A 25,248-nucleotide genomic window follows, 5' to 3' on the forward strand; every position below is an offset into this window, starting at 1 on the left:
ACCGGTGGCCCGGTGCCGGCGCAACTGCTCGACCTCCTGGAACGAACCGGCGTCCAGCAGCAGCTCGATGCGCTCCCGGGCGGTCAGCTTGCCCTTGGCGTGCTGCGCCGCGGTCGCCTTCTCGCTGGGGCCTTGCAGGGCCTCGGCACGGATCGCGTGCAGTTCGGCCACGCGCCCGCGTGCGTCCGTCGGTTCGCCTGTGGGTCCAGCCTCGTCCAAAACGGTCATGTAGCGACCTTACGAAGCCCACCAAGGAAAGCTCGCCGTCGACTCCGTACAGTCTCCGGCCTGTTTTCCTGGTACCCCTGAACAGAACCCGAACGGCATGCAGGCGATCCGACTGCTCAGAGGGCCTCTGGCTTGTAGGGGTCGCACAAACCCGTCACCTGAGAGTCACCTCACATTCGTGCGTGGCGCATGCCGTCCCCGGAGTGACGCGCAGCGTCAGCCGGCGCCCGAGCCCGGTCACCTCGACGGCCGGATCCGCGCGCACGAGGGCCCGTACGGGATGATCCCAGACGATCTCCAGCGGCTCCCCGGTCCGCGGGGGTTCGCTAACGCAGAGGGTAGCGGTGCGCGCCCGGCGGCGTACGAGCACGCTCGCGCCTGCCGTGGCGCTCAGCGGCCCCGCGGTCCCGGCCGCCCAGAAGTTCGCGGCGGTCAGGCCGAGCCCGCCCACATGGACGGCCTGGCGGCGGGCGTCGTTGGCGAGGACGGACAGCCAGTCGTGGTCGGCGGCGCGGGCGGCGACCGCGCGGCGGGACGCGCCGGGCATCAGGACGTAGGCGTACGTCGCGTCGACGGGGTCCGTGCCGTGGTCCAGCCAGAGCGTCTGCCGGCGCCGGGTGCGCCGTTCGGTGGTGCTGGAGGTGTTGATGTCGGACCAGGCGCCGGTGCGGTCCTCGCGGAGGGTGTGGAGGACCGGCGTGTCACCCTGCCCCGGTTTCGGGAAGAGCCAGCCGCCGTGGCCGTCCAGGTGGGCCCAGTGCGGACCTCGCAGGAAGGCGGGGGTGCCGTTCTCACCCAGGTTGCGGCTGTCGACGATCGTCTCGACCGGCACCCCGTCGGTGGCGGTGATCCCCGCGCCCAGACAGATCACGGCATCGTCGACGAAGAACCACGACTTGCGGGCCTCCAGCGTGGAGCCGAGCCCCTTGAGATGCTGGCCGACGGCCGCGCAGGTGCCGTCCGTCGTGCCGCCGACCCATCGCACGTCGGGCTTGGGCTCGCCCCACTCGCCGCCCGCTTTGTCGGCAAGTCGCTTGGTGGACACGGTGGTCCCGGGCAGCCGGTACCAGTCGACGGTCGGCCAGAACCAGTCCGTGTACTGGTCGCCGCCCCGGGCGCTCACCCCGCTCGCGTCGTCTGCCTGGTTCGCCCACCAGAGCAGCATTCCGGCGCCGGTGTGCCAGCCGCGTGGGTTCTCGCCGTTGCCGCATTCGTAGTGGGCGATGCGGTCGCTCGCCATGGAGAGGTTCGCGGTGAAGCCGGGGCCGCGGTGCACGGCGCGGTCCATGGCGGAGAACAGGCGGTGTCCGACGGGTTCGGGGGTCGCCTCGATCGCCGAGTCCGCGACGGCGTGCAGCCGCGCGAGGTCGGCGACGCCGAACTGGTCGGCCGTGAGGATCGGCGTCACCGTGTCCCGCTCGATCCACCCCTTGATCCGCCCGTACCAGCGCTCGCGCTCGTCCGCGTTCGCACCCTGGGCCAGCACCGCGATCGCGGCGATCAGCCCCTGCCCGTGGAAATGGTCGCTGCGCATCACGTGCCGGTCGTCGCTCCTCAGGTACCCCCGGCTGATGGCACGCCCGTTGACGCCGTCCATCACCAGCCCGTCGTGGATGAGGGGCACGTAGGCGTGCTCGACGCTGTCCAGGACGATCTGCCGGTTCGGATCGGCCACCGCCCACGACGATCCGGCGAGCAACGCGAAGAGCCGCCCGAGCCCGTCGAGCATGACCTGTCCGTAGGTTCCCGAGTAGGCGACCCAGGTGTGCTGCACGAACGACCCGTCGGCGTAGAGCCCGTCCCCTTGCGTGACGTACGGGAAGACCGGCGAGAGGGCGTCGCGCGCGAGGGCGATCTTTTCGGGGGCGCGGCCGAGGATGCCCCGCAGCGCGACGGACCGGCAGAGGTCGACGCGGTTGGCGCCGGTGGAGGTGCCGGAGTAGTCGCGGAGCACGGCGTCCGGGACGAAGTGGTCGACGGCGGCGCAGGCGGCGGCCCGGCGGTCGTCGGTGAGGTGGTCGTGGAGGGCGGCGACGATGTCCATCAGCAGGCGGGGGCTGCCGATCTGCCACTCCCACCAGTTGCCGTAGCGGGTGGTGGAGGGGTTGTAGACCCTCGCGGAGAGGTGGTCGAGGCCGGTGAGGACGGCTGCGAGGAGGGAGCCGTCATCCGTCGACCCGGTGCCTTCCTGCACGTAGGCCTGCGTCATCGCCCACAGCCTGCTGTAGCTCTGGGTGATGCCGGCGGGCGGGTCGAAGGGGTAGCCCGGCCAGAGCGAGGTGGAAGTCGGGGCCATGGCCGCCGCGAAGCCGCGGGCGAGTTCACCGGTCTGCCGCAGGCGGGAGGCGTAGGGCTCGGCGGCCGGGTCGTAGCCGTCGCCGAGGGCGATCTCCAGCCAGCGGCGGCGGAGGGTTTCGTACTCGTCCTCGCCCTCCTCCGCGCCGTACGCCGTGGAGGGCGGGACAACGGCTGTCGCGAGGGTCGCCGCCAGGGCCGCTGTGACGAGGAAGGTACGGCGTGTCGGAGTCATGTCCATGCCGTCTATCAACATCTCGGCTCACCCGCCAGAGAGCGCGCCGAAGCAACGCACCGTAGCGTCACAAACACATTGCGGATGATGTTGAATATTGAACGGAATAGGTCTACGGTGTCTCGTGTTGGCCTCGTTGAAAGTTCAACATACTTCGCAGCCGCGGTTTCCGGACGAATCCGCGACTCGTCCCCAAGGAGCACGTGATGGGCATCTTCGGCCGCAAGACCACTGACACCCCCGCCGCCACCGGCACGGCCCCCGCCGCCGTGAACCCCGATCTGGCCGCGCTGACCGGCGACTACACGATCGATCCGTCGCACTCGACGATCGGCTTCGTCGCCCGCCACGCCATGGTCACCAACGTCAAGGGCAGCTTCCAGGACTTCACCGGCGACCTGCACCTGGACGGCTCGGACCCGTCGCGGTCCACCGCCACCATCGACGTCAAGATGGACAGCATCGAGACGGGCTCCGCGGACCGTGACGGCCACCTCAAGAGCTCCGACTTCTTCAAGACGGACGAGTTCCCGGCGATGACCTTCGTGTCGACCAAGGCCGAGGCCCTGGGCGGCGACGACTACCGGATCACCGGCGAACTGTCGATCCTCGGCACCACCAAGGAGCTCAGCATCGACCTGGAGTTCAACGGCTCGGCCAAGGACCCCTTCGGCAACGAGCGCGTCGGCTTCGAGGGCAAGGCGGAGATCCTGCGCTCCGAGTGGGGCCTCACGTGGAACGCGGCCCTGGAGACGGGCGGCGTCCTGGTCTCCGACAAGATCAAGCTGAACTTCGACATCTCGGCGATCAGGAACGCCTGACACCGTTCCGGCTGAACCCCCGGCGCCCGCGGCGCCCTGGGATCGCCCCCTGAGCGCGCCCGCCCTCGTACTCCCCCGTATCGGAGGGCGGGCGCTCAGTCATGTCCGATCGTGACTGTGCGGTGCGCTGACGCGACTACGTCAGGTGCGGTCGCGACTGCACCTGACCGAGTACGACTGAGCGTGACCACCTGGAACTGGCGTGTCCCGCCTGCGCGTGTGCCTGGACAACAACGGCCGTACGGACGGCCGTTGAACCACTCCCACATGCGCCCCTGCCGACCGGGCCGGGGGACTCCACATCCAGGAGGCGCGGATGAGCACGAAGACAGGACCCCAGCGTTATCCCGGCGCGAGCCGGTCGCACTGGTACCAGGACGACTTCGGCGGCGCGGCCATGGAGGTCAACGCCGTAGTGCTGCACACCACCGAGGGCCGCAATCTGCCGGGCTACCGCGGCGGGGCCTCGGCACCGAACCTCACGGCCGTGCCCGACCTGGCCGCCAAGAAGCTCAAGTGGTTCCAGCACTTCGACATCGAGGTGTCCTCGCGGGCGCTGGAGAACCACCGGGGCGGCGTCGAGACGAACACGCTGAACGTCTGCCAGGTCGAGATGGTCGGCACCTGCGACCCGAAGATCCACACCGACTGGAAGAGCGCGGGCCTGTCCCACATCTACTGGCCGGCGGCCCCCGCATGGGCCCTCCTGGACGTCGCCCGCTTCCTGGCCTGGATGCACCGCGAACACCATGTCCCCCTCACGGGGCCGGACTTGTGGCCCGCCTACCCGAAGTCGGCCGGCAACCGGAGCGGGCAGCGGATGAGCGGGGCGGCCTGGAACGCGTTCAAGGGGATCTGCGGCCATACGCATGTTCCCGAAAACGATCACGGAGATCCCGGGGCGATCGACTTCGACGGGCTGATCGCCTTCGCCAAGGCGGAGCTGAAGGGCTGAGCCCACGCTGCTGTTCCGGTGTGCGGTCGCGCACCGCGAGCGGCAGTCCGGCGATCGGCCCGGAGATCTGACGGTCCGAGCCTCAGTTCGTCGCGGCGCCGACCGCCCTGCGACCTCTTACCGCCCAGGCCCGGGCGGTGAGCGCGATGGAACCGTCCGGCCTCCTGGGGACAGCCGAGCCGAGCGCGTCACGCACTCGGTGCCGGTCGGCCGGTTCCAGCGAGGCCACGTAGCCCGGGGCAGGGCCCTGTCCCGCCAGGAACGGGTCCCACAAGTCTCCGAAGTCGGAGAAGACGGTGGGCACCTCGATCGACGTGGTGGACACATCGACGAGTCCCGCGTCGGCCCATACCGCGTGCAGGCGCTCCGGACGGCACACCGGGAAGCGGCGGCCCTCGTCCAGCGCGGCCGCGGCCGGATCCACGGCGACGGCCGCGTCCCAGAAGCGGCGGATGAACCCCATGCCGTCGGCGTAGTCCCACACATAGGCCGCGACCAGGCCGCCCGGCCGGACCGCCCGGGCCATTTCCGTCACCGCCGCCGTGGGTACGGGAAGGAAGTTCAGGGCCAGACCGCTGATCGCCCCGTCGCACGATGCGTCGGCTACGGGGAGCGACATCGCGTCCGCCACGACGAAGTGCGTCGAGCCGGGAGTCATGGTCCGGGCCGCGCCCACGAACGGCTCGGACCGGTCGATTCCCACCACCCATCGGGGCCGGCAGCGTGCGGTCATCACAGCCGACAGCACGCCGGTGCCACAGCCCACGTCCACCCACCGCAGCTTGTCCGCGCAGTCGAGCCATGCCGCGAACTCCTCTGCGACGAGCCGGCTCCACCGACCCATGTACCGCTCGTACGCAGAACCGCCCGCCCACACGTCGAACCGCTCTTTCGTCATGGCACCACGATCCCAGCCTCGGCGCGTCAGCGCCTCCCGCCTCACGAGCCGAGGCCGAGCGAGTGCCGACGTGGCCCCGGAATAACCCGGTGCGCGGCGAGTGGCACGCGGCTAGCCTCCGCCCATGACCTGGTTGCCTGCTGAGTTCGTTCATCCTGTCCGTGTCGAGGTGCCCGGGGGGTACCACCTGCGCCCGATCTCCGGGGACGACGCCGCGATCGACTACCCGGCCGTGATGGGTTCACGGGAACGGTTGTGGGGGATCTTCGGGGAGGCCTGGGGGTGGCCCGCGGCCAGCATCACCTTTGAGGCCAACAAGGCGGATCTGGAACGGCACGCGGTCGAGATCGCTGCTCATGAGTCCTTCAACTACGTGTTGTTCAATGCCGCGGAGACGGTCGAGTACGGATGCGTGTACATCGATCCGCCGGAGAAGGCCGGTGCCGACGGCGAGATCTCGTGGTGGGTCGTGGACGACGCGGTCGGGACCGAGGTGGAGCGGGAGCTGGACCTGCTCGTACCGCGATGGATCGGTGAGGCGTGGCCCTTCGAACGGCCTCGGTTCATCGGGCGTGATCTGTCGTGGAAGGAGTGGCTGGCTCTGCCCGACGCGGAGTGAGGCACTGGGCGCGAGCCCGTTCCCTCACCCGTCTCTTCGCGCGTCTCTTTATGTGTCTCTTTAGGCGTCCCTTTAGGCGTCGCGCAGTCTGAAGAGTGCCGCTCCCGCGATCAGCACTCCGATCGCGTACGCCGCCAGGACGCCCAGGCCCGGCCACGGGCCGATCGGCAGCCGGGCCAGGTCCCGGGTTGCCTGGATGGACAGGCCCGCCGGCATGGGGGCCCAGCGTTCGACACGGTCCTTCCAGGTCTCCGAGGCCAGCATGTTCGCCAGGAGTGGCGTGATGTACAGGATGCCCAGGCCTGCGGTGATCGCGCCCGCACTGTCCCTGAGCAGGGCGGCCAGCCCCAGGCCGAGCAAGGCTATGAGGATCAGGAGAACGACCGAGCCGAGGGCCGCGCGGAGCGTGGCGGTGTCGGTGGGGGACAGCGAGGGATAGCCCTCCTTCGGGGTGAAGCCGTTGCCGGGGAGGATCAGACGGCCTGCCAGCAGGGAGGCCGAGATCGCGAGCATGCCTGCTGCCGCCGTTACTGCGGCGAGCACCGCGGCTTTGGACGCCAGGACCTTCGGCCGGTTCGGTATCGCCGTCAGCGTCGTACGGATCGTGCCCGTGCCGTACTCCGCGCTCATCGACAGGGCTCCGAGGATCAGCACCGTCGCCTGGCCCAGCCAGATGCCTGTCAGGCTCAGTTTCACCGTGTCCTCGTGGCAGGCCGCCGGGGACGGGCAGATGTGGGTGGTCACGGAGGACACGGAAGCCGCGCCCACCACGACCGTCAGCGCGACAGTCGCCGCCAGCAGCCACCACGTGCTGGGCAGCGTACGGAGCTTGGTCCACTCGGCGTGGACGGCCCGCTTCACACGTCCCTCCTGCGCAGGCGCCAGGCAGCCAGGGCCAGCGCCACCGCGACGTACGCGCACAGAACCGCGAAGCCGTTCCAGGGGGTGAGGGGGTAACAGCCGTTCTCGGGGAGGCAGTTGCTGTCCACCTGCGGGTAGTGCGGGGCTCCTTGCTGGATCGCGAACGCCGCCGCCGGGGTCAGGCGAAGCAGCCAGTGCGCCACCGGAAGGGGCAGGGCGAAGGAGAGGATCTGCGGAAGGGTCACCAGGACCACCACGATCGTGATCGCGCCCGCGCTGCTGCGCAGGATCGTCCCCAGGGCGAGGGCGAGGACCGCGACGAGGGCCAGGAGCGCCGCACTGCCGGCCACCGCCCTCAGGGGTGTTCCGTCGAACAGGGAGACGTCCGGGAAGGCGGGCGGCTCGTAGCCGTTGGTGCGCAGGGTGTTCTGGGCCAGGGGGAATGCGATCGCCACCGCCACCAGGGCGGCGGCGAAGGTCACGCCTCCGATCACCATGCACTTCGCCGCCAGGACGCGGCCGCGGCGCGGGCTCGCCGCGAACGTCGTACGGATCATGTCGCGCTTGTACTCGGAGGTGATGAAGAGCGCCCCGAGGGCCGCCATGAACAACGCTCCGACGAAGACGCCCTGGAAGCTCATCTGGACGGTGTCGGGGCCGGTCTCGTCCGGGGCGATGTTGCCCTGGCCGGTGAGGTGGTAGACGCCCGCCGACACCCGGGTGGTGCCGGGGACGGGGGCCGCCGGGCCGGACACCGGGTTCGCCGGGTCGCTGGGGTGGATGCCCACGTCCGTGCTCGTCCATGCCGTGCCCGTCGCGCCTCCGGTCAGGCCGAGGTGGTCGAAGGAGGCCGTGACGGACGTACCTCCGGCCCTCTCACTGCTGCCGCCGAACGAGCGCTGCAGGTTGGTGTGCGCGGGGGTGGCGACGAACAGCCCCGCCTGCGCCGTCTTCGTCAGTCCGGGCAGCGTCACCGAGCCCGCCTTCGACCAGTGCGTGCCGTCCGGGGACTCGTACCCCGTCAGTCGGTCGCCCGAGCGGGTCAGCCGCAGCCAGCGCGGATCGCCCGAGGTGTTGCTGCCCGCCTTGTCGTGCGTGAAGTTCCACTGCAGGCGCACACCGTGGTCGGGGGTGACCATGAGGGCCGCGTACGGGCTGCCCTGCTTCGTGCTCTGCTTGACGATGACGCCGGCCTTCGCCCAGGGCTCGGGGTCGCGGCCGCCGTCGGCCGCCAGATCGGTCACCCGGGCGGTGATGCTGCCGTCGCCGGGGAGCGGCTGGTGGACGAAGCGGAAGCGGTCGACGACACGGGTGCCGTCGGGGCCGACGGGGATCTCCTCCCCGCCCGAGCTGAAGTGGGCGCCGCTCGCGCCCAGCAGCGAGAGCACGACCGTCACCGCGGCGCCGAGGGCCAGGACCAGCGCCCACACACGGACCGTCCAGAACTTGCTCCACTCCGCGCGCAGCAGCCGCCCGAAGGTGTCACGGCCCGGCTTGAGCGAGGAGCGGTACGGCGTCAGTGTCGAGGTCATCGGGTCACCTCGCCGTCCGAGGTGGCGGTGAACTCGGCCGCGTCCCGGGTGAGTTCCATGTATGCCTCCTCCAGCGTGGCCCGGTGGAGGCCGACTTCGGCGAACGGGATCCGGGCGGCGGCCAGCAACTCCACGATCCGCTCGGCCGGCAGGCCGGTGACCGTGAGCGTGTCGCGACCGGTGACCGCTACCGTGCCGCCCTCGCGGGCAAGGAGTTCCATGGCTTCGGAACGGGAGCCGGTGCGCAGGGCGACCCGGTCGCCGGAGGCGGCGGCGAGCAGGTCGGCGACAGCGGTGTCGGCGATCAGGCGCCCTCGGCCGATGACCACCAAGTGGTCTGCGGTGTCCTCCAGTTCACTCATCAGGTGGCTGGAGACCAGGACGGCCCGGCCTTCGGCGGCGAGACGGCGCAGGAGACGGCGGATCCACTGGATGCCCTCGGGGTCGAGGCCGTTGACCGGTTCGTCGAAGAGGAGGACCGGGGGGTCGCCGAGCAGCGCCGCGGCGATTCCCAGGCGTTGGCGCATGCCCAGGGAGTAACCACCGGCCCTGCGTCGGGCGGCGCTCTCCATCCCCACCTGCTCCAGGACCTCGTCGACCCGGCGCAGGGGCAGACCGTGCGAGTGCGCCAGCCAGCGCAGGTGGTCACGGCCGCGGCGGCTCGGGTGCAGCGCGGCGGCGTCGAGCAGGGCGCCGACCTCCAACAGGGGGGAGCTCAGGGCGTGGTAAGGGCGGCCGCCTATGAGCGCGCGCCCGCCGTCGGGGGTGTCCAGGCCGAGGACCGCCCGCATGGTCGTGGACTTGCCCGCTCCGTTGGGACCGACGAAGCCGGTGACCTGGCCCGGTGCGACCGTGAAGGAGAGTCCGTCGACGGCGACGGTCCTCCCGAACCGCTTGCGCAGCTCCTGCACTTCGATCGTTGCGTCACTCATGACCAGCGAGACTAGGGATCGCCGGGCATGGCGTCGTCCCGCCCGGGAGCCGTCTTCGCCGCCCCTGCCGTGAGGGACGCTCGCAGCTCGTCTCCCCCACGTGAGGGATGAACCCACGGGTGACGCGGTACGGCGCCGCCGACGGCAGAATGGCGGACGTGAGCGACGAGGCGATGGTGCGGAGTGCGGAAGGGGCCGGGGGGCCACGGACATGGCGGCTGGTGCGGCGCATAGCGGCGCCGGTTCCCACCCCGGCCCCGGCCTCGTCGATGCCTGCGCGCCTTGCCGCCCGCCTGCCCGCGTGGCTGTCCGGCCGCGCGTCTTCCCTTTTGTCCGGCCGCTCGTCCGGCGGCGCCACGCAGCTCCCCTCCCCCGTGGTGTACGCCGTCGGGCTCGCCCTGTTGGCCTGTGTGGAGGTGCTCGCCCGCGCCGGGAGTCTGCGCGAGAACCTGTCGACGGCGTTGCTGCTGGGGCTGTGCACGACGCTGCCGCTCGCGTTCGTGTTCGGCGTCGAGCGTGTGCCGGTGGTGCGGGCGGGAGCCGCGGTGGCGCTGACGGCGGCGGGGGCACTCGCGCTGTCGCCGTTCCGGGCGCTCACCCTCGCCGGGGTCGCGTCCCAACTGGCCTGTGTGTACGGCCTGGGGAGAGCGGGGGCGCCCCGGCTCAGCGGGGCACTCGTGCTGCCGTACGTCATCCTGGCCCTGGTCACCCAGGGCGACACCACCACCCGTGTGATGGCCGTGCTCGTGGCCACGCTGGCGTCCGCGGCCGCGGCGACGGGCATCGCGCATCAGGTCCGCGGCGCGCAGTTGGCGCACAGTGCCACCGAGCAGGCCTTCGCGGACACGCTGCTGGCTCACGCGGCTCGTGGTGAACGGGCGCGGATCGCACGGGAGTTGCACGATGTGGTCGCCCACCACATCTCGATGATCGCCGTCCAGGCCGAGTCCGCCCGGCTGACCACACCCGGACTGCCCCCGGACGGCGCCGCCCGACTGCTCGCGATAGGGGACACCGCGCGAGGCGCGCTCACCGAGATGCGGCGGCTGCTGGGTGTGCTGCGCGAGGACGCCGAGGTCGGGGTCACCCGGCGCCCGCAGCCGGGGCTGCACCAGCTGATGGAGCTGATCGACGAGTCGCGGGACGCCGCGGGCTCCGGTACCCGGCTGATCGTCAGCGGCCCGGTCACCCCGCTCGACCCGGGCGTCGAGGTCACCGCGTACCGCATCGTCCAGGAGGCTCTCACCAACGCGCGCCGTCATGCGCCCGGGGCCGCCGTCGACGTGGAACTCCGTTATGCGCAGGACGACTTGAGGATCCGAGTGCGTGACAACGGACCCGGACCCGGAAGAGGGTCCGTGACCAGGACCGGGTTCGGGTCCGGGTCGGCGTCCGGGTCCGGGTCCGGGTCGGTGAAGCGGACCGGGTACGGGGCAGCCGTGCCGCCCACGGGGCACGGTCTCCTCGGCATGCGCGAGCGGGCCGCCACCGTCGGCGGCACCCTGCGCACGGGCGCGGCGACCGGCGGCGGCTTCCTGGTCGAGGCGCGGCTGCCCGTGCGGGCGGAGGCGCTCGCATGACGACACCCGCGCCCTTCGACTCGGCCGCCCCCACCGGTCCCGCCGACTCCCGCGAAGCCCTCGCCTCCCCGGCCGCCCCCGTCCCCGTCCCCTCCCCCACACCCGCCCCCGCGCCCGCGCCTTCTTCTGTCATTCGTATCGTCGTCGCGGACGACCATGCCGTGGTGCGTGCCGGATACGCCGGACTGCTCGCCACGCAGGCCGACTTCGAGGTGGTCGGCACGGCGTGCGACGGGGCGGAGGCGGTGCGCGTCTGCCGGGAGGAGCTGCCCGATGTGGTCCTCATGGACGTGCGGATGCCCGTCCTGGACGGCATCCAGGCGACCGGTGAGCTGCTGGGCGCCGAGGTCGCGGGTTCGGACGCGCCACGCGTGCTGATCCTCACGACCTTCGACCTCGACGAGCATGTGTACGACGCGCTGGCCGCCGGGGCGAGCGGGTTCCTCCTCAAGGATGTGACGGCGGAGCGGCTCTTCGAGGCCGTGCGGGTCGTGGCGGCCGGGGAGGCCCTGCTCGCGCCCGCCATCACACGGCGGCTGATCGCCGAGTTCGCCCGGCTCAAGCCGCGTGCCCCCGCCGTGAGCACCCTCGCGGCGCTCACCCCGCGGGAGACGGAGGTGCTGCGGCTGCTCGCGGAGGGGCTCTCCAACCCGGAGATCGCGGCCCGGCTGCATGTCGGCGAGGAGACGGTGAAGACGCACGTCAGTCGTGTCCTGACCAAGCTCGGGCTGCGCGATCGTACGCAGGCGGTCGTCATGGCGTACGAGACGGGGCTGGTGGTGCCGCGCTCGGGGAGCTCGGCGTGAGCGGGCGGCGCCGCCGGGGCACCGGCAGCACCCACCAGGCCGAGGCCACCGCCAGGGCCGCGCCGACCGCGATCGCTGCGAGACGGGTCGGCAGCAGGTGGAGGGCGTCCTGGCCGTAGTAGCCGAGGAGGAGGGAGAGTGCGGTGGTCATGCCGGCGGCCCAGTAGGCGTAGGAGAGCGGGCGCAGCCACAGGGCCACGGCGAGCACGGCGAAGATCAGGACGACCGAGGCCTGGGTCCTGCCGGTGAGACCGGCTGCCGCCAGACCGGTCCCGAGCAGCGTGCCGGCGCAGGCCCCGACCAGGCGCTCGACGCCTTTGCGCAGGACATCGCTCCGGCCCCGGTTGCCGCCGGCCGCCACGTATGCGGTGAGGACCATCCACGGCCAGTGGTGGTCGAAGAGGAGCCGGCCGAGAGCGAAGGCCGCGGCGATCGCGACCGCCATCTGCAGGGCCATTCGGGTGCTCGGCCGGGGGTGCAGCCGTGAAACGCGCTGAGCGGGGACCGGTTCCGGGTCCTGGGGCCAGGGGCCGAAGCGGTCGCCGAGCGCCTGGACAAGCCAGACGCAGCAGCAGGCCAGTACGCCGATCACCGCCGACCAGCCCCAACTCACCAACGCGTCCTGGGACTTCGGAGGCAGAGCCGGGCCGGGGACGACGAGTAGGGCGATCAGCGGAAGCGTCATGAGGGTGCCCGCCCTGGTGGCGGCCGGGCCATGGCGGCGGATCCAGATCGGCAGCGCGATGCCGGTCGTGAACACCGCGGCCCCGAGCGCGTAGTGCCGGGCGATCAGGTGGCCGAGCAGGGTCGCGGCGCCTGCCACGGCGGGCATGAGTACGCACGCGGTGAGGCGGCCACGGATGTCGGCGGTGCGCTGGGGGCGGGCCAGGGTGAGGGTCAGGGCGACCGCGAGGACGAGGACGTCGGTGTGCAGTGCGGCGGCGTCCTCCAGCCACAGGGCGGCGGCGTAGCAGAGCAGCACGGCCGTCATGGTCAGCGCTGCTTCGTAAGCGTTGCGTATGAGTTTGACGGTCACGGCCTCGACGTTAGCTGACGACTCACGTTCAGAGTAGTACGTAGTCGCTTACTATTGATTCATGGATCGTCTCTGTCACGCCGCCCAGGTCCGTCGCGGGATCGTCCGGCTCAACCGGCGGCTGCGGCAGGAGCGGGGCGACGGCGGCCTCAGCCCCAATCAGCTGGGGGTGCTCGGTCATCTGCACCGGTGCGGTCCCGCGACGCCCGGCGAGGTCGCGGCCGCGGAGCGGCAGCGGCCGCAGTCGTTGACGCGGGTCTTCGCCGAACTGGAGGCGGACGGACTGATCTCGCGCGGGCCCGGCACCGAGGACCGGCGGCAGTCCGTCCTCACGCTCACCGCGGACGGGCGGCGCGCGCTGGAGCGGGACATGTCCGAGCGCGATGCCTGGCTGGCCGCTGCGCTCGGCACGCTGAGCGAGACCGAGCGCGAGGTCCTACGGCTCGCGGGCGCGCTGATGGAACAGCTCGCCGACGCCGACGTGCCCTCGGTCCGGGCCGGACAGAACACGGAGGGTGTCGCGCAGGACGGGCGGGAGCAAGGCTGAGACGGCGGTCCCCGTGCGGGGCTTCGGGCAAGTGCCGAAGCCCCCGCTCAGAAGCCTCCGCCGAAGTCCCCGCCGCCTCCGAAGTCGCCGCCCCCGCCGTCGCCGAAGCCTCCGCCGAAGTCGCCCGGGTCGAAGTCGCCGCCGGAGACATCGCCGCCGTCGTAGCCGCCCGCGCCGAAGTCGCCGTATCCGGAGCCGTAGTCCGCCGCGTACGACGGGGTGGCCATCATGCTGCCGAGCAGCGTGCCGACGAGAAGGCCGGGGAGGAGGCCGCCGCCGAAGTAGCCGCCCGCCCAGGGGCCGTAGGCCGGGCCCGCGTCCCAGTAGGGGCGGCGGCCGTAGTCGGTGTCGACCTCACGGATCGCCGGGTCGGTGCCGTCGGCCAGCCGGGCCCGGTCGGCCGCGCAGACCGGGACCTCGCGGGGTGCGCCGGCGGCCGGGGTCCAGGTCGCGTCGGCGACCGACGGGCCGTGCCGGGGGTCGAAGAAGCAGGGGGCGCGGCGTTCGGGGACCGGGCGGCCCTCGCGGCGCGCGGCCAGCACCGCGAGGGAGAAGCGGCCGTCCTCGAGGGCCTGTGTCACCGCGCGGACGTCCTCGGGGCGCCGGGCCCCCGCCATCAGCGACTTGGCCTGCTCATAGGCGTCGAGCGCGCGTTCGTAGTCCGCGCGCATCGCGTCGTCCGCGCCCGCCTCGGCCGGATGGAAGTCGAGCCGGTCCAGTTCCTCGCCGAAGGCGGTGATGTCCTCGTCGACGACCACGCGGAGCTTGTCGAGCGCCGCCCGCTGCTCCTCGGCCCTACGGCGACGGCTGCGGCGTACGACGGTGTACGCGCCCGCGCCGCCCACGACGAGGACCGCGCCCACGGCGATCAGGGCGCCCGTCGAGACCCCGCCGCCCTCGTCGTTGCCGGAGGAGCCCCAGCTCGCCGGGGCCGAGCCGCCCACGTTCCGCAGCGCGCGGTCGGTGAAGTCGTTCAGCTGGGCCCTGGTGTCCTCGCCCTGGACGCTGGTGACCAGGTTCTGGACGGCGGTGCGGGACATCACCGCGGAGTCCGCCCGGGCGTCGAAACGGTCGCCCAGGCGGATCGCGTAGAGGCCGGTGACGCCGGTGTCCGTGCGGAGGTTGCGGAAGAGGTCCTGAGTGGGGAAGTCCGCGGGGAGGACGGCCACGAAGACGGGCTTGTCCGCGTTCTTGATCTTCTTGGCGAGGGTGTCGGTGTCCGCGGCGGAGAGCTGCGCCGAGGCGGCGGGGTCGACGTACACGGGGGTCTTGCGGAGGGCTTTCGCGACGGTGGAGACGTCGGTGGCCGAGGTGACCGCGCCTGCCGCCGAGCCGGCCGCGTGGGCGCCGGGCGTGCCGAAGGACAGCGTCGCCATGGCGGTCAGCAGCAGCGCGGTCAGCAGGCCTGGGAGCCCTCGGGGCATGGGAGCCTTCATGTCCTCGACGCTACCCGAAGGGACGCAAAAGGGGGCATCGGGGCGGGTGGGGGTTCGGGGATGTGATTCGCCCCCTCCGCCCCTACCCGTCCCGATGCCCTGGGGGCTGCGCCCCCTCTCCCCCTGCATCGCGCTCCGCGCTCGTCCTCAAGCGCCGGACGGGCTGAAAGATCCCTCCCTCGGTCAGCCGGAAGCCGTCGCGTAAGCCTCCTGCAGTTCTCTCACCGCCTCTGCGTACCGGCCCGTCAGCAGCAAGTGGTCCGCGTCGGCGAACGGCTTGGCGAAATCGGGTGTGACGTCCGAGGCGGCGGCAGCCTGCTGGACCAGGAGGCGGGCCTTCGTCACGGTGGCGCGGCCTGTGTCGTCGGCGCCGGCCTTCTCTGCCGCCCGGGCCACTGCGGCGAGGGCTTTGAGGGTGGACGCGCCGCCCTGCGGAACCTTTGTGAGGGTGGTCAGGCCCCAGCCGTAGGGGAACTGGGGGGCGTACGACGAGTCGCCCACGTTGATCGGGAGTTGGGACTCCGACTTGGGCCAGGTGACGGGGAGTTGGCCGGTGAAGGGGCGCTCGCCGTAGAGGACGTCCGCGACGCCGTCGCCCTCCGTGCCGGGCAGCCAGGAGGCGACGAGGGCGTCGATGTCCCCGAGCCGGTCGCCGATGAGCTGCGGGCGGCCGGAGACGATGAGGACCGCGCACTTCATGGCGCCGCAGACCTTGTCGACGGCCGCCTTGTCCGCGGCGGTCAGTTCCAGGTCGTTGCCGTTGCCGACGTCCCCGACGCCCTCGGCATAGGGGGTCTCACCCACGACGACCACGCCCACGTCGTAGCCCGAAGTCGGCGCCGAAGCATCCTTGGAGTAGGTGACGCCTCCCCCGGAACCCGCGGAACCGACGGCCTTTCGCATGCCCTCGAGGATCGTCGTCCCGTCCGTGTTCTTCCCCGACGAGCCCTGCCAGGTGATGGTCCAGCCGCCGGTCTGGTTGCCGAGGTCATCGGCGTTCGAGCCGGCGACGTACACCTTCTGCGACTTCCTCAGAGGCAGGACGCCGCCCGAATTCTTCAGCAGGACCTGCGACTTGGCGGCGGCTTCGCGGGCCACGGCCCGGTGGGCGGGCGAGCCGATGCGCGCCGCGCCGCTCGTGTCGGCATACGGCTTCTCGAAGAGGCCGAGCCTGAACTTCTGCGTGAGGATGCGGGAGACGGCGTCGTCGATCCGCCGCTCGCTGATCCGGCCCGCCTTCACCTCGTCGACGAGGGTCGTGCGGAAGTCCTTGTACGCATACGGAACCATGATCATGTCGAGGCCCGCGTTGACCGACGTCCGGACGTCGGAGGCGTAGTCGCCGGGGATCTGGTCGATGGCCTGCCAGTCGCTGATGACGAAGCCGTCGAAGCCCATGCGGTCCTTCAGGACGCCGTTGATCATGTCGGCGCGGGCGTGCATCTTCACCGGCCCCTGGCCGTCGCCCAGGATGTCGAGCGAGGAGTACGACGGCATGACCGAGCCGATGCCCCGGTCCACGGCCGTCTTGTACGGGGCGAGGTGGACCGCTTCGAGCTGCTGCCGGGTGACCTTGGTGACGCCCTGGTCGATGGTGTACGAGCCGGTGGTCGACGAGCCGTACTCCGTGCCGCCGTCGCCCACGAAGTGCTTGGCGGTGGCGAGCACCTTGTCGTTGCGGCTCAAGTCCTTGCCGTCCGCCCGGCCTTGGAGGCCCTGGATGACGGTTTCCATGGAGGTGACGAGGGCCGGGTCCTCGCCGAAGGACTCGTAGCTGCGGCCCCAGCGTTCGTCGCGGGTGACGCAGAGACAGGGAGCGAAGTCCCAGGGAATGCCGGTGGACCGAACCTCGGAGGCGGTCACCGCGCCTGCCCGATAGGCGACTTGGGGATCCCTGGACGCCCCGATGCCGATGTTGTGCGGCATGATCGTCGCGCCGGTGAGGTTGTTGTGGCCGTGCACCGCGTCCACGCCGTAGATGAGCGGGATCTGGAACCGTGTTGCCTGCGCGCGGAGTTGGAAGGCGTCGATCATCTTCGCCCATGCCGCGGGGGTGTTGGGCGTCGGGGTCGAGCCACCGCCGGAGAGCAGGGAACCGAGGTCGTAGGCGGCGATGTCGCCCTGTGACGTCAGCGCGCCGCGCTCGGCCTGTGTCATCTGGCCGGCCTTCTCCTCCAGGGACATGCGCCCGACGAGGTCCGCGACCCGCTTCTTCAGCGGCACCTTCGCATTCAGGTACGGGAGTCCGTGGGCGTTGATGACGACCTGCGGGGACTCCGTCGGGGCCTTGGCGCCGGTGACCGTCAGCTTGAGCGGGACGGTCTCGGCATTCTCGGCCGACCTGTCCTTGCGCGTGGCCACCGAGATCGTGCGGGAGGCGCCGGAGGCCGTGCCCGCCGGGAAGGTGAACTCGCCCTTGACGGGCGTGTAGTCCTTGCCGGACTCGGCGGTGCCGCCCGCGCTCTCGTACGCGACCGTCACGGGCTCCTCGATCGGGGCGGAGCCGGTGGTGGCGACGGAGAGTTTCACGTGGGCCGTGCCGCCCTCGGCGACCGGGTGGACGGCGGCGTCCGCGACCACGCCCGCACGCAGGGACTGGTCGGCCTTGCCGTACAACTCGACGTCGTCCATGGCGAATTGGCCCTTGAGGCCGACGGGGAGCGTGACGGCGTACCCCCACATCCGGTCCAGGCCGAGGACCTGGTCGATGCCGCCGACGGGCTGGTAGTCCGTGCGGTAGGTGAAGTCGGTGAAGGGGATCTCGATCTGCTTCCAGCCGGTGAAGTCGTCGGTGAAGGACGTCGTCCACAGCTCGGAGGCCTCGCCGTCGGCGCCGCCGTCCTTGATCTCGAAGCTGACCTTCTTGGCGTTGCCCTGTCCGTCCCACCACAGGCGGATGCCTTTGTGGGCGGACCAGTCGTGGGCGGGCGCGTTCGCGGCGAAGTCGTGGGTGAAGCCGCCGTAGCCGCTGATGTCGTAGGTGCCGGCGAGGACCTTCTCGCCCTCGGGGGCGTCGGCGCGGGCGGCCAACCGCAGGGCGGGCGGGTCGTCGCCGTCGCTGCCCCAGGTGAAGATGCCCTCGGCGGGCTGGGAGCCGAACGGGACCTCGCCCTCGAAGCGGTCGACGGGGACGGGGGCCGGGTCGTCCGCCGCCTGTGACGCGGTGGGCGACAGCAGTGCGGCGAACAGGGCGGTGCAGACGAGCAGGGCGGTTCTTGGCATGGACCTTCCCTCGACTCTCTGGTTCACTCGGGCTCACACAGTTCACTCATGACTTAGATCACGCCGTGAGTTAACTAGCGGCCCGCAGACCCGTCAAGACGTCTCGTCAGGAAGGGTGACGCACCCCATGAGGAGAACCCCCCACGCACTCCGGCTGCTGCTGGCCGGGCTGCTCTCCACGGCCGGCCTCACCGCGGCCGTGCCCCCCGCACACGCGGCCGGCGAGCAGGTGACCGCCTGGCTCACCACGACGGACGACGACGCCGGCCGGCACGTGGTCCGCGGCCTGCAGCAACAGGCGCCGTTCGCCTTCCAGTCCGGCACCGGGGGCGGCGGCGAGAACATCACCGTCGACGAGAACACCCGCTACCAGACGTTCACGGGCGGCGGCGCGTCCTTCACCGACACGGCGGCCTGGCTGATGAACAGCAGCGGAGCGCTGTCGCAGACGACGCGGGACGCGACGATGCGGAAGCTGTTCTCGCCGACGGACGGAATCGGGCTGTCGTTCCTGCGCAACCCGATGGGCGCCTCGGACCTCGCGCGGTACGGCTACACGTACGACGACGTGCCGGCCGGGCAGACGGACGCCGACCTGTCGGAGTTCTCGATCGCCCACGACCTGGCCGACGTGGTGCCGTTGACGAAGCAGGCGCTTCGGCTCAACCCGGCCCTGACGGTGATGGCCTCGCCCTGGACCGCACCCGCCTGGATGAAGGACAGCGGGCAGCTCAACGGGGGCTGGCTGAAGGCCGAGGACTACGGGCCGTACGCCTCGTACTTCGTGAAGTACCTCCAGGCGTACCGGGATCAGGGCGTGCCGGTCTCCTACGTCACCGTGCAGAACGAGCCGACCTGCTGCGCCGGGTACCCGTCGATGAGCTGGAACGCCTCCGGGCTCGCCTACTTCACCAAGAGCGAGCTGCTGCCGAAGCTCCAGGCGGCCGGCCTGCCGGCCAAGGTCCTCGCGCTCGACTGGAACTGGGACACCTACGACGGGTACGCCGCCCAGAGCGTCGACGACGCGGCGGTGCGCGCGCACCCGAACTTCGGCGGGATCGCCTGGCACGGCTACGGCGGCGACGTGGCGAAGCAGACCGCCGTCCACAACCGGTATCCGCAGCTGGACGCCTTCGGCACCGAGCACTCCGGCGGCACCTGGATCGCCGACCAGCAGCGCGAGGACATGCTCAACATCGTGGACTACACCCGCAACTGGGCGAAGTCCGTGACGAAGTGGTCACTGGCCGTGGACCAGAACCGGGGGCCGCACAACGGCGGCTGCGGGACGTGCAGCGGGCTGGTCACGGTGCACAACGGGGACGGGCAGAGCGGGCAGGTCGACTACACCGTCGAGTACTACACGATGGGGCAGCTGACGAAGTTCGTACGGCCGGGTGCGCAGCGGATCGCCTCGACCGCGTCGTCGTCCGTGCCGAACGTGGCCTGGCGCAATCCCGACGGCTCCAAGGCGCTCATCGCCTACAACGACTCGTCGTCCGCCAGGACGGTGACGATCAACTGGGGTTCCCAGCACGCGACTTACTCACTGCCCGGCCGGACGTCGGCCACCTTCACCTGGGCGGGAACGCAGGCGGGCGGCGGTGACCGGGCGGGGGCATTCGTCGGACTCGCGGGCAAGTGCCTCGATGTGGCGGGGGGTTCGGCCGCGAACGGAACGGCCGTCCAGCTCTACGACTGCAACGGCTCGACAGCCCAGCGGTGGACGGTGAAGGGCGACGGCACGGTCCAGGCACTCGGGAAGTGCCTCGAGGTCACGTCGGGGTCCGCCGCCGACGGGGCCAAGGTGCAGTTGTACGACTGCAACGGGACCGGAGCGCAGCGCTGGTCGTACGACTCCTCGACCGGTGACGTGGTCAATACGGCGGCGGACAAGTGCCTCGACGTCATGGACAACTCGTCGGCGAACGGGACGCGGGCGCAGATCTGGTCGTGTACCGGGGCCGCCAATCAGAAGTGGCGCCTTCAGTAGAGGTGCTTTCGCCCCCTCCGCCCCAAGGACCAGGGGCGGAGGGGGCGAAACCCATAAGGGTCTACTGCGCGGGCTCCACCCCGGCCCGCAGCAGCCCGTACGTGTAGGCGTCCTCCAGTGCCTGCCAGGACGCGGCGATCACGTTCTCGGCGACGCCGACCGTGGACCACTCGCCGCTGCCGTCGGAGGTGGAGATGAGGACACGCGTGGTGGAGGACGTGCCGTGCTTGCCCTCCAGGATGCGGACCTTGTAGTCGACGAGCTCCAGCTTGGCGAGCTGGGGGTAGATCTTCTCCAGGGCGACGCGCAGGGCACGGTCGAGCGCGTTGACCGGGCCGTTGCCCTCGGCGGTGGCGACGATGCGCTCACCCTTGGCGAAGAGCTTCACGGTGGCCTCGTTGGCGTGGCTGCCGTCGGGGCGGTCCTCGACGATCGCGCGCCAGGACTCGACCTGGAAGTACGAGCGGGGGCGGCCCTCCGCCTCCGCGCGCAGCAGCAGTTCGAAGGAGGCGTCGGCGGCCTCGTACGTGTAGCCCTTGAGCTCGCGTTCCTTGACGCGCTCGACGACCCGGCCGACCAGCTCGCGGTCACCGCTGATGTCGACGCCGAGTTCCTTGCCCTTGAGCTCGATGGACGCGCGGCCCGCCATGTCGGATACGAGCATCCGCATGGTGTTGCCGACCTGCTCGGGGTCGATGTGCTGGTACAGGTCGGGGTCGACCTTGATCGCGGAGGCGTGCAGGCCCGCCTTGTGTGCGAAGGCCGAGACGCCCACGTACGGCTGGTGCGTGGACGGGGTGAGGTTCACGACCTCGGCGATGGCGTGCGAGATCCGGGTCATCTCGCGCAGCGCGCCCTCGGGCAGGACCTTCTTGCCGTACTTCAGCTCCAGGGCGGCGACTACCGGGAACAGGTTCGAGTTGCCGACGCGCTCGCCGTACCCGTTGGCCGTGCACTGCACATGGGTGGCGCCCGCGTCGACGGCCGCGAGGGTGTTGGCGACCGCGCAGCCCGTGTCGTCCTGGGCGTGGATGCCGAGCCGGGCGCCGGTGTCGGCGAGGACCGTGCCGACGACCGCCTGGACCTGGGCGGGGAGCATGCCGCCGTTGGTGTCGCACAGGACGACCACGTCGGCGCCGGCCTCGGCGGCGGCGCGGACGACGGCCTTCGCGTACTCCGGGTTCGCCCGGTAGCCGTCGAAGAAGTGCTCACAGTCGACGAAGACCCGGCGGCCCTGCGCCTTCAGGTGCGAGACGGTGTCACGGACCATCTCCAGGTTCTCGTCGAGGGTCGTGCGCAGTGCCAGCTCGACATGACGGTCGTGCGATTTCGCGACCAGGGTGACGACCGGGGCGCCGGAGTCCAGGAGGGCCTTGACCTGCGGGTCCTCGGAGGCCTTGGCGCCGGCCCGGCGGGTGGCGCCGAAGGCGACCAGCTGGGCGTGCTTGAAGGAGATCTCCTGCTGGGCGCGGGCGAAGAACTCGGTGTCGCGCGGGTTGGCGCCGGGCCAGCCGCCCTCGATGAAGCCCACGCCGAAGTCGTCCAGGTGCCGTGCGATGGCCAGCTTGTCCGCGACGGTGAGGTTGATGCCCTCACGCTGCGCGCCGTCGCGCAGGGTCGTGTCGAAGACGTGGAACGAATCGTCGAGTTCGCTGGTTTCCGTCATGGTCTCTGGCTCCTGAGGATTTGGATCTCGGTCGTACCGGAATGACCGGCTCCACCGTCCCCCGATGACAATGATCCCTCGCGCTCCTCTCCCGGCTTGTGGTGGGCCAGGAAACAGAAAAACCTCTCGCGGGTGCGAGAGGTCTGCGCGCGGGTCGAGGACACGATGTCCGCCCGTACGTGGTGGTACGTGGCGGTCACTGCGGACCGGCGCGCCTGCTGCCAATAATCATGGCGAACGAGAGCACGGAGGCAGTCTGGCACAGCCCTGCCCCCGTGCTCACGGGTGTCTCAGGATGCGAGCCGCGCGTCCGGCTCCGTGGAGGGCTTCCGGCCACCGCCGACCCGGTTCAGGTCCACGTGCCTGGTCTCCCGCATGGTGACGTAGACCACGAGCGACACGGCCGCGCACCCCGCCACGTACCAGTAGAAGCCGGACTCGTGGCCGCCCTTCTTGAACCACAGGGCGACGTACTCCGCCGTCCCGCCGAAGAGGGAGTTCGCGACGGCGTACGGCAGCGCGACGCCCAGTGCGCGTACGCCGGTGGGGAACAGCTCGGCCTTCACCACCGCGCTCAGCGCCGTGTACGGCGTGATCATCACCAGGGCGAAAAGGGCGAGCCCGAAGGCCGGCCAGAAGCTGTCCACTCCGGACAGCAGGGTCATCACCGGGACCGTCAGGAAGGTCGCGCAGACCCCGAAGGTGATCAGCATCGGGCGGCGCCCGATCCGGTCGGACAGTGCTCCGGCCAGCGGCTGGATGCACGCGAAGACCAGCAGCGCGCAGAAGGAGACCAGGGTCGCCGTCTGCTTGGGCAGCCCGGCCGTGTTCGACAGGTACTTCGTCAGGTACGTGGTGTACGTGTAGTACGCGAGCGTGCCGCCCATGGTGAGCGCGACGACGAGGAACGCCTCGCGCCGGTGCTCCCCCAGGGCGCGCAGGGTGCCCCGCTCGGAGGCGCCGGCCGCGTCCTCCTCGTACACCTCGCTCTCCAGCATGGTGCGCCGCAGGTAGAAGACGACGGCCGCGCCCGCCGCGCCGACCACGAACGGGATGCGCCAGCCCCAACTGCCCAGCGCCTCCTCGGACAAGGTGCGCTGGAGGATGATCAGCAGGGCCAGGCCGATGAGTTGGCCGACCGTCATCGACACGTACTGGAAGCTGGAGGCGAAGCCGCGCCGCTTCGGGTCGGTCGCCTCCGTCATGTAGGTGGCGCTGGCCGCGTACTCGCCGCCGACCGAAAGTCCCTGCAGCAGACGGGCGATGAGCAGTACGAGCGCGCCGCCGTAGCCCGCGACGGCGTACGTCGGCGCGATCGCGATGAGGACGGCCGACACCGACATGAGGGTGACGGTCAGGGTCAGCGCGGTCTTGCGGCCCCGGCGGTCGGCGACCCGGCCGAGCAGCCAGCCGCCGACCGGGCGCATGAAGAAGCCGACCGCGAAGATGCCCGCGGTGTTCATGAGTTGGGCCGTGGGGTTGTCGTCGGGGAAGAACGCTCCGGCGAAGTAGGTGGCGAAGCTCGCGTACACGAACCAGTCGAACCACTCCACCATGTTGCCGGCCGAGCCGACCCAGACCGTCTTCCAGTGCTCTCGTCCCATGAGTGCCATGAGCCGTAACGTGCCCGCTGATCACGATCGCGACAAGAGCGCCTCGGTTTTCGTTCATTGCGTTCATCGCGTTCTTCATGTTCTTCACGATCTTCACCGTGTTCACGTGCGCAGCGGGCGCGGAGTCTCGGCGGAGTCTCACCCGAGGCGGCGCAGGAAGACGTCGTTGGTGCCGTTCGTGTCTCCGGGGACGAGGTCCGGGGAGGCCGAGTCGAAGGCCACCGCCGTGCCGTTCTCGTTGACGGACGGATTCTGGGCCGCCTGGTCGTTGCGGTGACCTGCGGTGTCGGCGCTGATCAGCTGGGTCGCGCCGGTGACCAGATCGCGCAGGTACACGGCCGGGACGCTGTCCGGGTCGCGCAGCCGTGCCGAGACGTACGCGAGGTGCAGACCGTCGGCGCTGAGCGCGGCCTCGCGGGTGTACACGCGGCTGCCCGCGCCCTTGACCAGCCGCGTAACGCCCTTGTCCAGGTCGCGCACGAAGACGTTCGCGCTGCCGTTGGTGTCGCCCGGGGCGAGGTTGGAGGCGTAGGAGTCGAAGGCGATGTGCCGGCCGTCGGCGCTGAGCGAGGGCCCGGTGGACTCGCGGTTCGCGGCATGGCCGTGCCGTCCCACGGACGCCTTCTCCAGGGTCCCGGTCTCCAGGTCGCGTACGTAGATGTCGCTGTCGTTGGCCGGGCCGCCGGGGTGCGGGATCGACCACTGGTAGGCGACGTGGCGGCCGTCGGCGCTGATCGACGGGCGGACCGCCGCGCGGGAGCCGTCCGAGTCCTGGCTGACCTGTTGGACCGAGCCGTCGTAGATCCGGTAGCGGTAGACGCGGGGCTGCTCGACGCGGTCGGGCGTGGACGGCAGGGTGGCGCTGAAGGCGACCCACTGGCAGTCGGCGCTGACCACGGGCTGGCCCGCCCAGGTGAACGGCACGCCCTGGTAGCCGTAGCTGGCGAAGGAGACCTTGCCGACGGCGGCGTTGCGCACGAAGACCGCGGGTGTGGTGTCGGTGCGGCCGGATGTCGTGATGTCGGTGGCCTCGGAGACGAAGGCGGTCATCCTGCCGGTCGCGCAGGGCGAGCCGTCGTACGAGCGGCCGTTGCCCATGCCGTGGTTCTGTCCGCTGTAGCTGACGGGGGAACTGCCGTGGTAGACGTCGGACATCCCGTTGGTGTCGCCGCTGTAGACGGGGCCTTCGCTGGTGTAGAAGACGTCGCCCGTCATGGGGCTGACGCTCGGGTGGAACGAGGGCGCGGCGATCTGGCCGCCGTCGCGGTCGACGCTCACGCGCACGGTGGTGGGTGGTGTGGGGGCGGCGGACGCCGGGGGTGCGGCGAGTGTGCCGAGGCCGGCGGCGAGGAGGAATGCGGTGGCGGTTGTCGTACGCGGGGTCATCAGGGCTCTTTCTGTGAGTGTCGGGGGCTGGCGGGAGCGGCGTTCGCGGGGCGGCGTGTTGTGGTCGGGTCCGCGCGCGTACGCGACCGCGGGCCGTCGTTGCTCAGCTGCGCTTGAGGGCGTCTGTCAGTGGGTGTGGCTCAGGAAGATGTCGGCGACCGCGTTCGTCTCGGCCGGTACCAGGTCGGGTGCCGACGAGGTGAAGGTGACGGCTCGGTCGCTCACGGCGCCGGTGCCCGCGGCCGCCGTGTCGGCGATCGTGCGGTCGGCGCCGGTGCGCAGGTCGCGCACACGGGAGTAGGTGCCCGGGTGGGTCACGCCCTCGGGCACGAGGTTGGTCGCCGAGGAGCGGAAGGCGACGAAGCGGCCGTTCGGGGTCAGCGAAGCGGCGGAGGAGCCGCCGCCGGCCTGGGTGCCGTCGGCGGCGGTGCTGATCGGCTCGACGCGCGGGGCAATCGGCGCCGCGGCGTCGGTCGGGGCGGCCACGGCGGTCGGGACGCTCGCGCCGGTCAGCACGAGGAGCAGGGCGGCGCCTAAGGGCACATGTGCAGCAGTGGACATGATTTCCCCCGGAATCCTGTCTTCCC

Annotated in this window: 20 protein-coding genes; 7 read left to right on the top strand and 13 right to left on the bottom strand. The window is 71.1% G+C overall.

Features of this window, described 5'->3' with window-relative positions; genetic code table 11:
• A partial coding sequence (locus ACN6LB_RS38350; protein ID WP_445029882.1) for a carboxyl transferase domain-containing protein occupies window positions 1–228 on the bottom strand: 228 nt, incomplete at its 3' end.
• Between the two features lie 154 nt (window positions 229–382).
• Window positions 383–2,764, bottom strand: coding sequence for a polysaccharide lyase 8 family protein (locus ACN6LB_RS38355; RefSeq protein WP_445029883.1), 2,382 nt, complete (start codon window positions 2,762–2,764; stop codon window positions 383–385).
• A 200-nt stretch (window positions 2,765–2,964) separates the two neighbouring features.
• On the opposite strand from ACN6LB_RS38355, the gene ACN6LB_RS38360 reads away from it, so the two are divergent.
• Both ACN6LB_RS38360 and ACN6LB_RS38365 read left to right on the top strand, forming a co-directional pair.
• Entirely contained in the window at window positions 2,965–3,579 is a 615-nt protein-coding gene (locus ACN6LB_RS38360; RefSeq protein WP_445029884.1) for a YceI family protein, read from the top strand.
• A gap of 316 nt (window positions 3,580–3,895) precedes the next feature.
• Window positions 3,896–4,534 carry a hypothetical protein gene (locus tag ACN6LB_RS38365; protein ID WP_356145270.1) on the top strand — a complete coding sequence of 213 codons (639 nt, stop codon included), beginning with the start codon at window positions 3,896–3,898 and terminating at the stop codon, window positions 4,532–4,534.
• 82 nt (window positions 4,535–4,616) lie between these two features.
• Here the strand turns inward: ACN6LB_RS38365 and ACN6LB_RS38370 are convergent, their stop codons facing one another.
• Window positions 4,617–5,432: a class I SAM-dependent methyltransferase gene (locus ACN6LB_RS38370; RefSeq protein ID WP_445029885.1), complete on the bottom strand. Its 816-nt coding sequence runs from the start codon at window positions 5,430–5,432 to the stop codon at window positions 4,617–4,619.
• 124 nt (window positions 5,433–5,556) lie between these two features.
• Between ACN6LB_RS38370 and ACN6LB_RS38375 the strand changes: the two genes are divergently transcribed.
• Complete coding sequence (locus tag ACN6LB_RS38375) at window positions 5,557–6,051, top strand: N-acetyltransferase (protein ID WP_356145275.1); 495 nt, start codon at window positions 5,557–5,559, stop codon at window positions 6,049–6,051.
• A 72-nt stretch (window positions 6,052–6,123) separates the two neighbouring features.
• Here the strand turns inward: ACN6LB_RS38375 and ACN6LB_RS38380 are convergent, their stop codons facing one another.
• Genes ACN6LB_RS38380 through ACN6LB_RS38390 form a run of 3 tightly spaced genes read right to left on the bottom strand, consistent with a single transcriptional unit; the run spans window position 6,124 to window position 9,376 of the window.
• On the bottom strand, window positions 6,124–6,912 hold the full coding sequence (locus ACN6LB_RS38380; RefSeq protein ID WP_445029886.1) for an ABC transporter permease: 789 nt from the start codon (window positions 6,910–6,912) through the stop codon (window positions 6,124–6,126).
• Window positions 6,909–8,444, bottom strand: coding sequence for an ABC transporter permease subunit (locus ACN6LB_RS38385; protein ID WP_445029887.1), 1,536 nt, complete (start codon window positions 8,442–8,444; stop codon window positions 6,909–6,911). Before ACN6LB_RS38385 ends, ACN6LB_RS38380 begins: the two co-directional genes overlap by 4 nt.
• Window positions 8,441–9,376 carry an ABC transporter ATP-binding protein gene (locus tag ACN6LB_RS38390; RefSeq protein WP_445029888.1) on the bottom strand — a complete coding sequence of 312 codons (936 nt, stop codon included), beginning with the start codon at window positions 9,374–9,376 and terminating at the stop codon, window positions 8,441–8,443. Before ACN6LB_RS38390 ends, ACN6LB_RS38385 begins: the two co-directional genes overlap by 4 nt.
• 158 nt (window positions 9,377–9,534) lie before the next feature.
• On the opposite strand from ACN6LB_RS38390, the gene ACN6LB_RS38395 reads away from it, so the two are divergent.
• Complete coding sequence (locus tag ACN6LB_RS38395) at window positions 9,535–10,956, top strand: sensor histidine kinase (RefSeq protein ID WP_445029889.1); 1,422 nt, start codon at window positions 9,535–9,537, stop codon at window positions 10,954–10,956.
• The gene (locus tag ACN6LB_RS38400) at window positions 10,953–11,762 is read left to right on the top strand and encodes a response regulator (protein ID WP_445029890.1); all 810 of its coding nucleotides are present in this window, start codon (window positions 10,953–10,955) and stop codon (window positions 11,760–11,762) included. The genes ACN6LB_RS38395 and ACN6LB_RS38400 overlap by 4 nt, the downstream gene beginning before the upstream one ends.
• Here ACN6LB_RS38400 and ACN6LB_RS38405 read toward each other — a convergent pair.
• Window positions 11,710–12,798 (bottom strand): FUSC family protein, encoded by a 1,089-nt coding sequence (locus ACN6LB_RS38405; protein ID WP_445029891.1) that lies wholly within the window; start codon window positions 12,796–12,798, stop codon window positions 11,710–11,712. The two genes, ACN6LB_RS38400 and ACN6LB_RS38405, sit on opposite strands and share 53 nt — an antisense overlap.
• A 61-nt stretch (window positions 12,799–12,859) precedes the next feature.
• On the opposite strand from ACN6LB_RS38405, the gene ACN6LB_RS38410 reads away from it, so the two are divergent.
• On the top strand, window positions 12,860–13,345 hold the full coding sequence (locus tag ACN6LB_RS38410; RefSeq protein ID WP_445029892.1) for a MarR family winged helix-turn-helix transcriptional regulator: 486 nt from the start codon (window positions 12,860–12,862) through the stop codon (window positions 13,343–13,345).
• A gap of 47 nt (window positions 13,346–13,392) precedes the next feature.
• Here ACN6LB_RS38410 and ACN6LB_RS38415 read toward each other — a convergent pair whose 3' ends face one another.
• Both ACN6LB_RS38415 and ACN6LB_RS38420 read right to left on the bottom strand, forming a co-directional pair.
• The gene (locus ACN6LB_RS38415; RefSeq protein ID WP_445029893.1) at window positions 13,393–14,781 is read right to left on the bottom strand and encodes a hypothetical protein; all 1,389 of its coding nucleotides are present in this window, start codon (window positions 14,779–14,781) and stop codon (window positions 13,393–13,395) included.
• A gap of 183 nt (window positions 14,782–14,964) precedes the next feature.
• Window positions 14,965–18,003, bottom strand: a complete 3,039-nt coding sequence (locus ACN6LB_RS38420) for a glycoside hydrolase family 3 protein (RefSeq protein WP_445029894.1) — start codon at window positions 18,001–18,003, stop codon at window positions 14,965–14,967.
• A 127-nt stretch (window positions 18,004–18,130) separates the two neighbouring features.
• Between ACN6LB_RS38420 and ACN6LB_RS38425 the strand changes: the two genes are divergently transcribed.
• Window positions 18,131–19,996 (top strand): ricin-type beta-trefoil lectin domain protein, encoded by a 1,866-nt coding sequence (locus tag ACN6LB_RS38425; RefSeq protein WP_445029895.1) that lies wholly within the window; start codon window positions 18,131–18,133, stop codon window positions 19,994–19,996.
• A 61-nt stretch (window positions 19,997–20,057) separates the two neighbouring features.
• On the opposite strand, the gene cimA is transcribed toward ACN6LB_RS38425, so the two are convergent.
• From cimA to ACN6LB_RS38445, 4 genes are all read right to left on the bottom strand, one after another.
• Window positions 20,058–21,662, bottom strand: coding sequence for a citramalate synthase (gene cimA, locus ACN6LB_RS38430; RefSeq protein ID WP_445029896.1), 1,605 nt, complete (start codon window positions 21,660–21,662; stop codon window positions 20,058–20,060).
• A 290-nt stretch (window positions 21,663–21,952) separates the two neighbouring features.
• Window positions 21,953–23,266 (bottom strand): MFS transporter, encoded by a 1,314-nt coding sequence (locus tag ACN6LB_RS38435; protein ID WP_356144185.1) that lies wholly within the window; start codon window positions 23,264–23,266, stop codon window positions 21,953–21,955.
• A 147-nt stretch (window positions 23,267–23,413) separates the two neighbouring features.
• The gene (locus ACN6LB_RS38440) at window positions 23,414–24,661 is read right to left on the bottom strand and encodes a TolB family protein (RefSeq protein WP_445029897.1); all 1,248 of its coding nucleotides are present in this window, start codon (window positions 24,659–24,661) and stop codon (window positions 23,414–23,416) included.
• Between the two features lie 126 nt (window positions 24,662–24,787).
• On the bottom strand, window positions 24,788–25,222 hold the full coding sequence (locus ACN6LB_RS38445; RefSeq protein WP_445029898.1) for a hypothetical protein: 435 nt from the start codon (window positions 25,220–25,222) through the stop codon (window positions 24,788–24,790).
• Between the last annotated feature and the right edge of the window lie 26 nt (window positions 25,223–25,248).

This window comes from Streptomyces sp. SAS_270, from assembly GCF_052543295.1.

Bases quoted from the DNA above. Each gene is read 5' to 3' on its own strand.
- ACN6LB_RS38425 (WP_445029895.1), top strand. From the start codon at position 18,131: ATGAGGAGAACCCCCCACGCACTCCGGCTGCTGCTGGCCGGGCTGCTC.
- ACN6LB_RS38445 (WP_445029898.1), bottom strand. From the start codon at position 25,222: ATGTCCACTGCTGCACATGTGCCCTTAGGCGCCGCCCTGCTCCTCGTG.
- ACN6LB_RS38385 (WP_445029887.1), bottom strand. From the start codon at position 8,444: ATGACCTCGACACTGACGCCGTACCGCTCCTCGCTCAAGCCGGGCCGT.
- ACN6LB_RS38370 (WP_445029885.1), bottom strand. From the start codon at position 5,432: ATGACGAAAGAGCGGTTCGACGTGTGGGCGGGCGGTTCTGCGTACGAG.
- ACN6LB_RS38360 (WP_445029884.1), top strand. From the start codon at position 2,965: ATGGGCATCTTCGGCCGCAAGACCACTGACACCCCCGCCGCCACCGGC.
- ACN6LB_RS38415 (WP_445029893.1), bottom strand. From the start codon at position 14,781: ATGAAGGCTCCCATGCCCCGAGGGCTCCCAGGCCTGCTGACCGCGCTG.
- ACN6LB_RS38400 (WP_445029890.1), top strand. From the start codon at position 10,953: ATGACGACACCCGCGCCCTTCGACTCGGCCGCCCCCACCGGTCCCGCC.
- ACN6LB_RS38410 (WP_445029892.1), top strand. From the start codon at position 12,860: ATGGATCGTCTCTGTCACGCCGCCCAGGTCCGTCGCGGGATCGTCCGG.
- ACN6LB_RS38440 (WP_445029897.1), bottom strand. From the start codon at position 24,661: ATGACCCCGCGTACGACAACCGCCACCGCATTCCTCCTCGCCGCCGGC.
- ACN6LB_RS38435 (WP_356144185.1), bottom strand. From the start codon at position 23,266: ATGGGACGAGAGCACTGGAAGACGGTCTGGGTCGGCTCGGCCGGCAAC.
- ACN6LB_RS38375 (WP_356145275.1), top strand. From the start codon at position 5,557: ATGACCTGGTTGCCTGCTGAGTTCGTTCATCCTGTCCGTGTCGAGGTG.
- ACN6LB_RS38420 (WP_445029894.1), bottom strand. From the start codon at position 18,003: ATGCCAAGAACCGCCCTGCTCGTCTGCACCGCCCTGTTCGCCGCACTG.
- ACN6LB_RS38390 (WP_445029888.1), bottom strand. From the start codon at position 9,376: ATGAGTGACGCAACGATCGAAGTGCAGGAGCTGCGCAAGCGGTTCGGG.
- ACN6LB_RS38365 (WP_356145270.1), top strand. From the start codon at position 3,896: ATGAGCACGAAGACAGGACCCCAGCGTTATCCCGGCGCGAGCCGGTCG.
- ACN6LB_RS38355 (WP_445029883.1), bottom strand. From the start codon at position 2,764: ATGGACATGACTCCGACACGCCGTACCTTCCTCGTCACAGCGGCCCTG.
- cimA (WP_445029896.1), bottom strand. From the start codon at position 21,662: ATGACGGAAACCAGCGAACTCGACGATTCGTTCCACGTCTTCGACACG.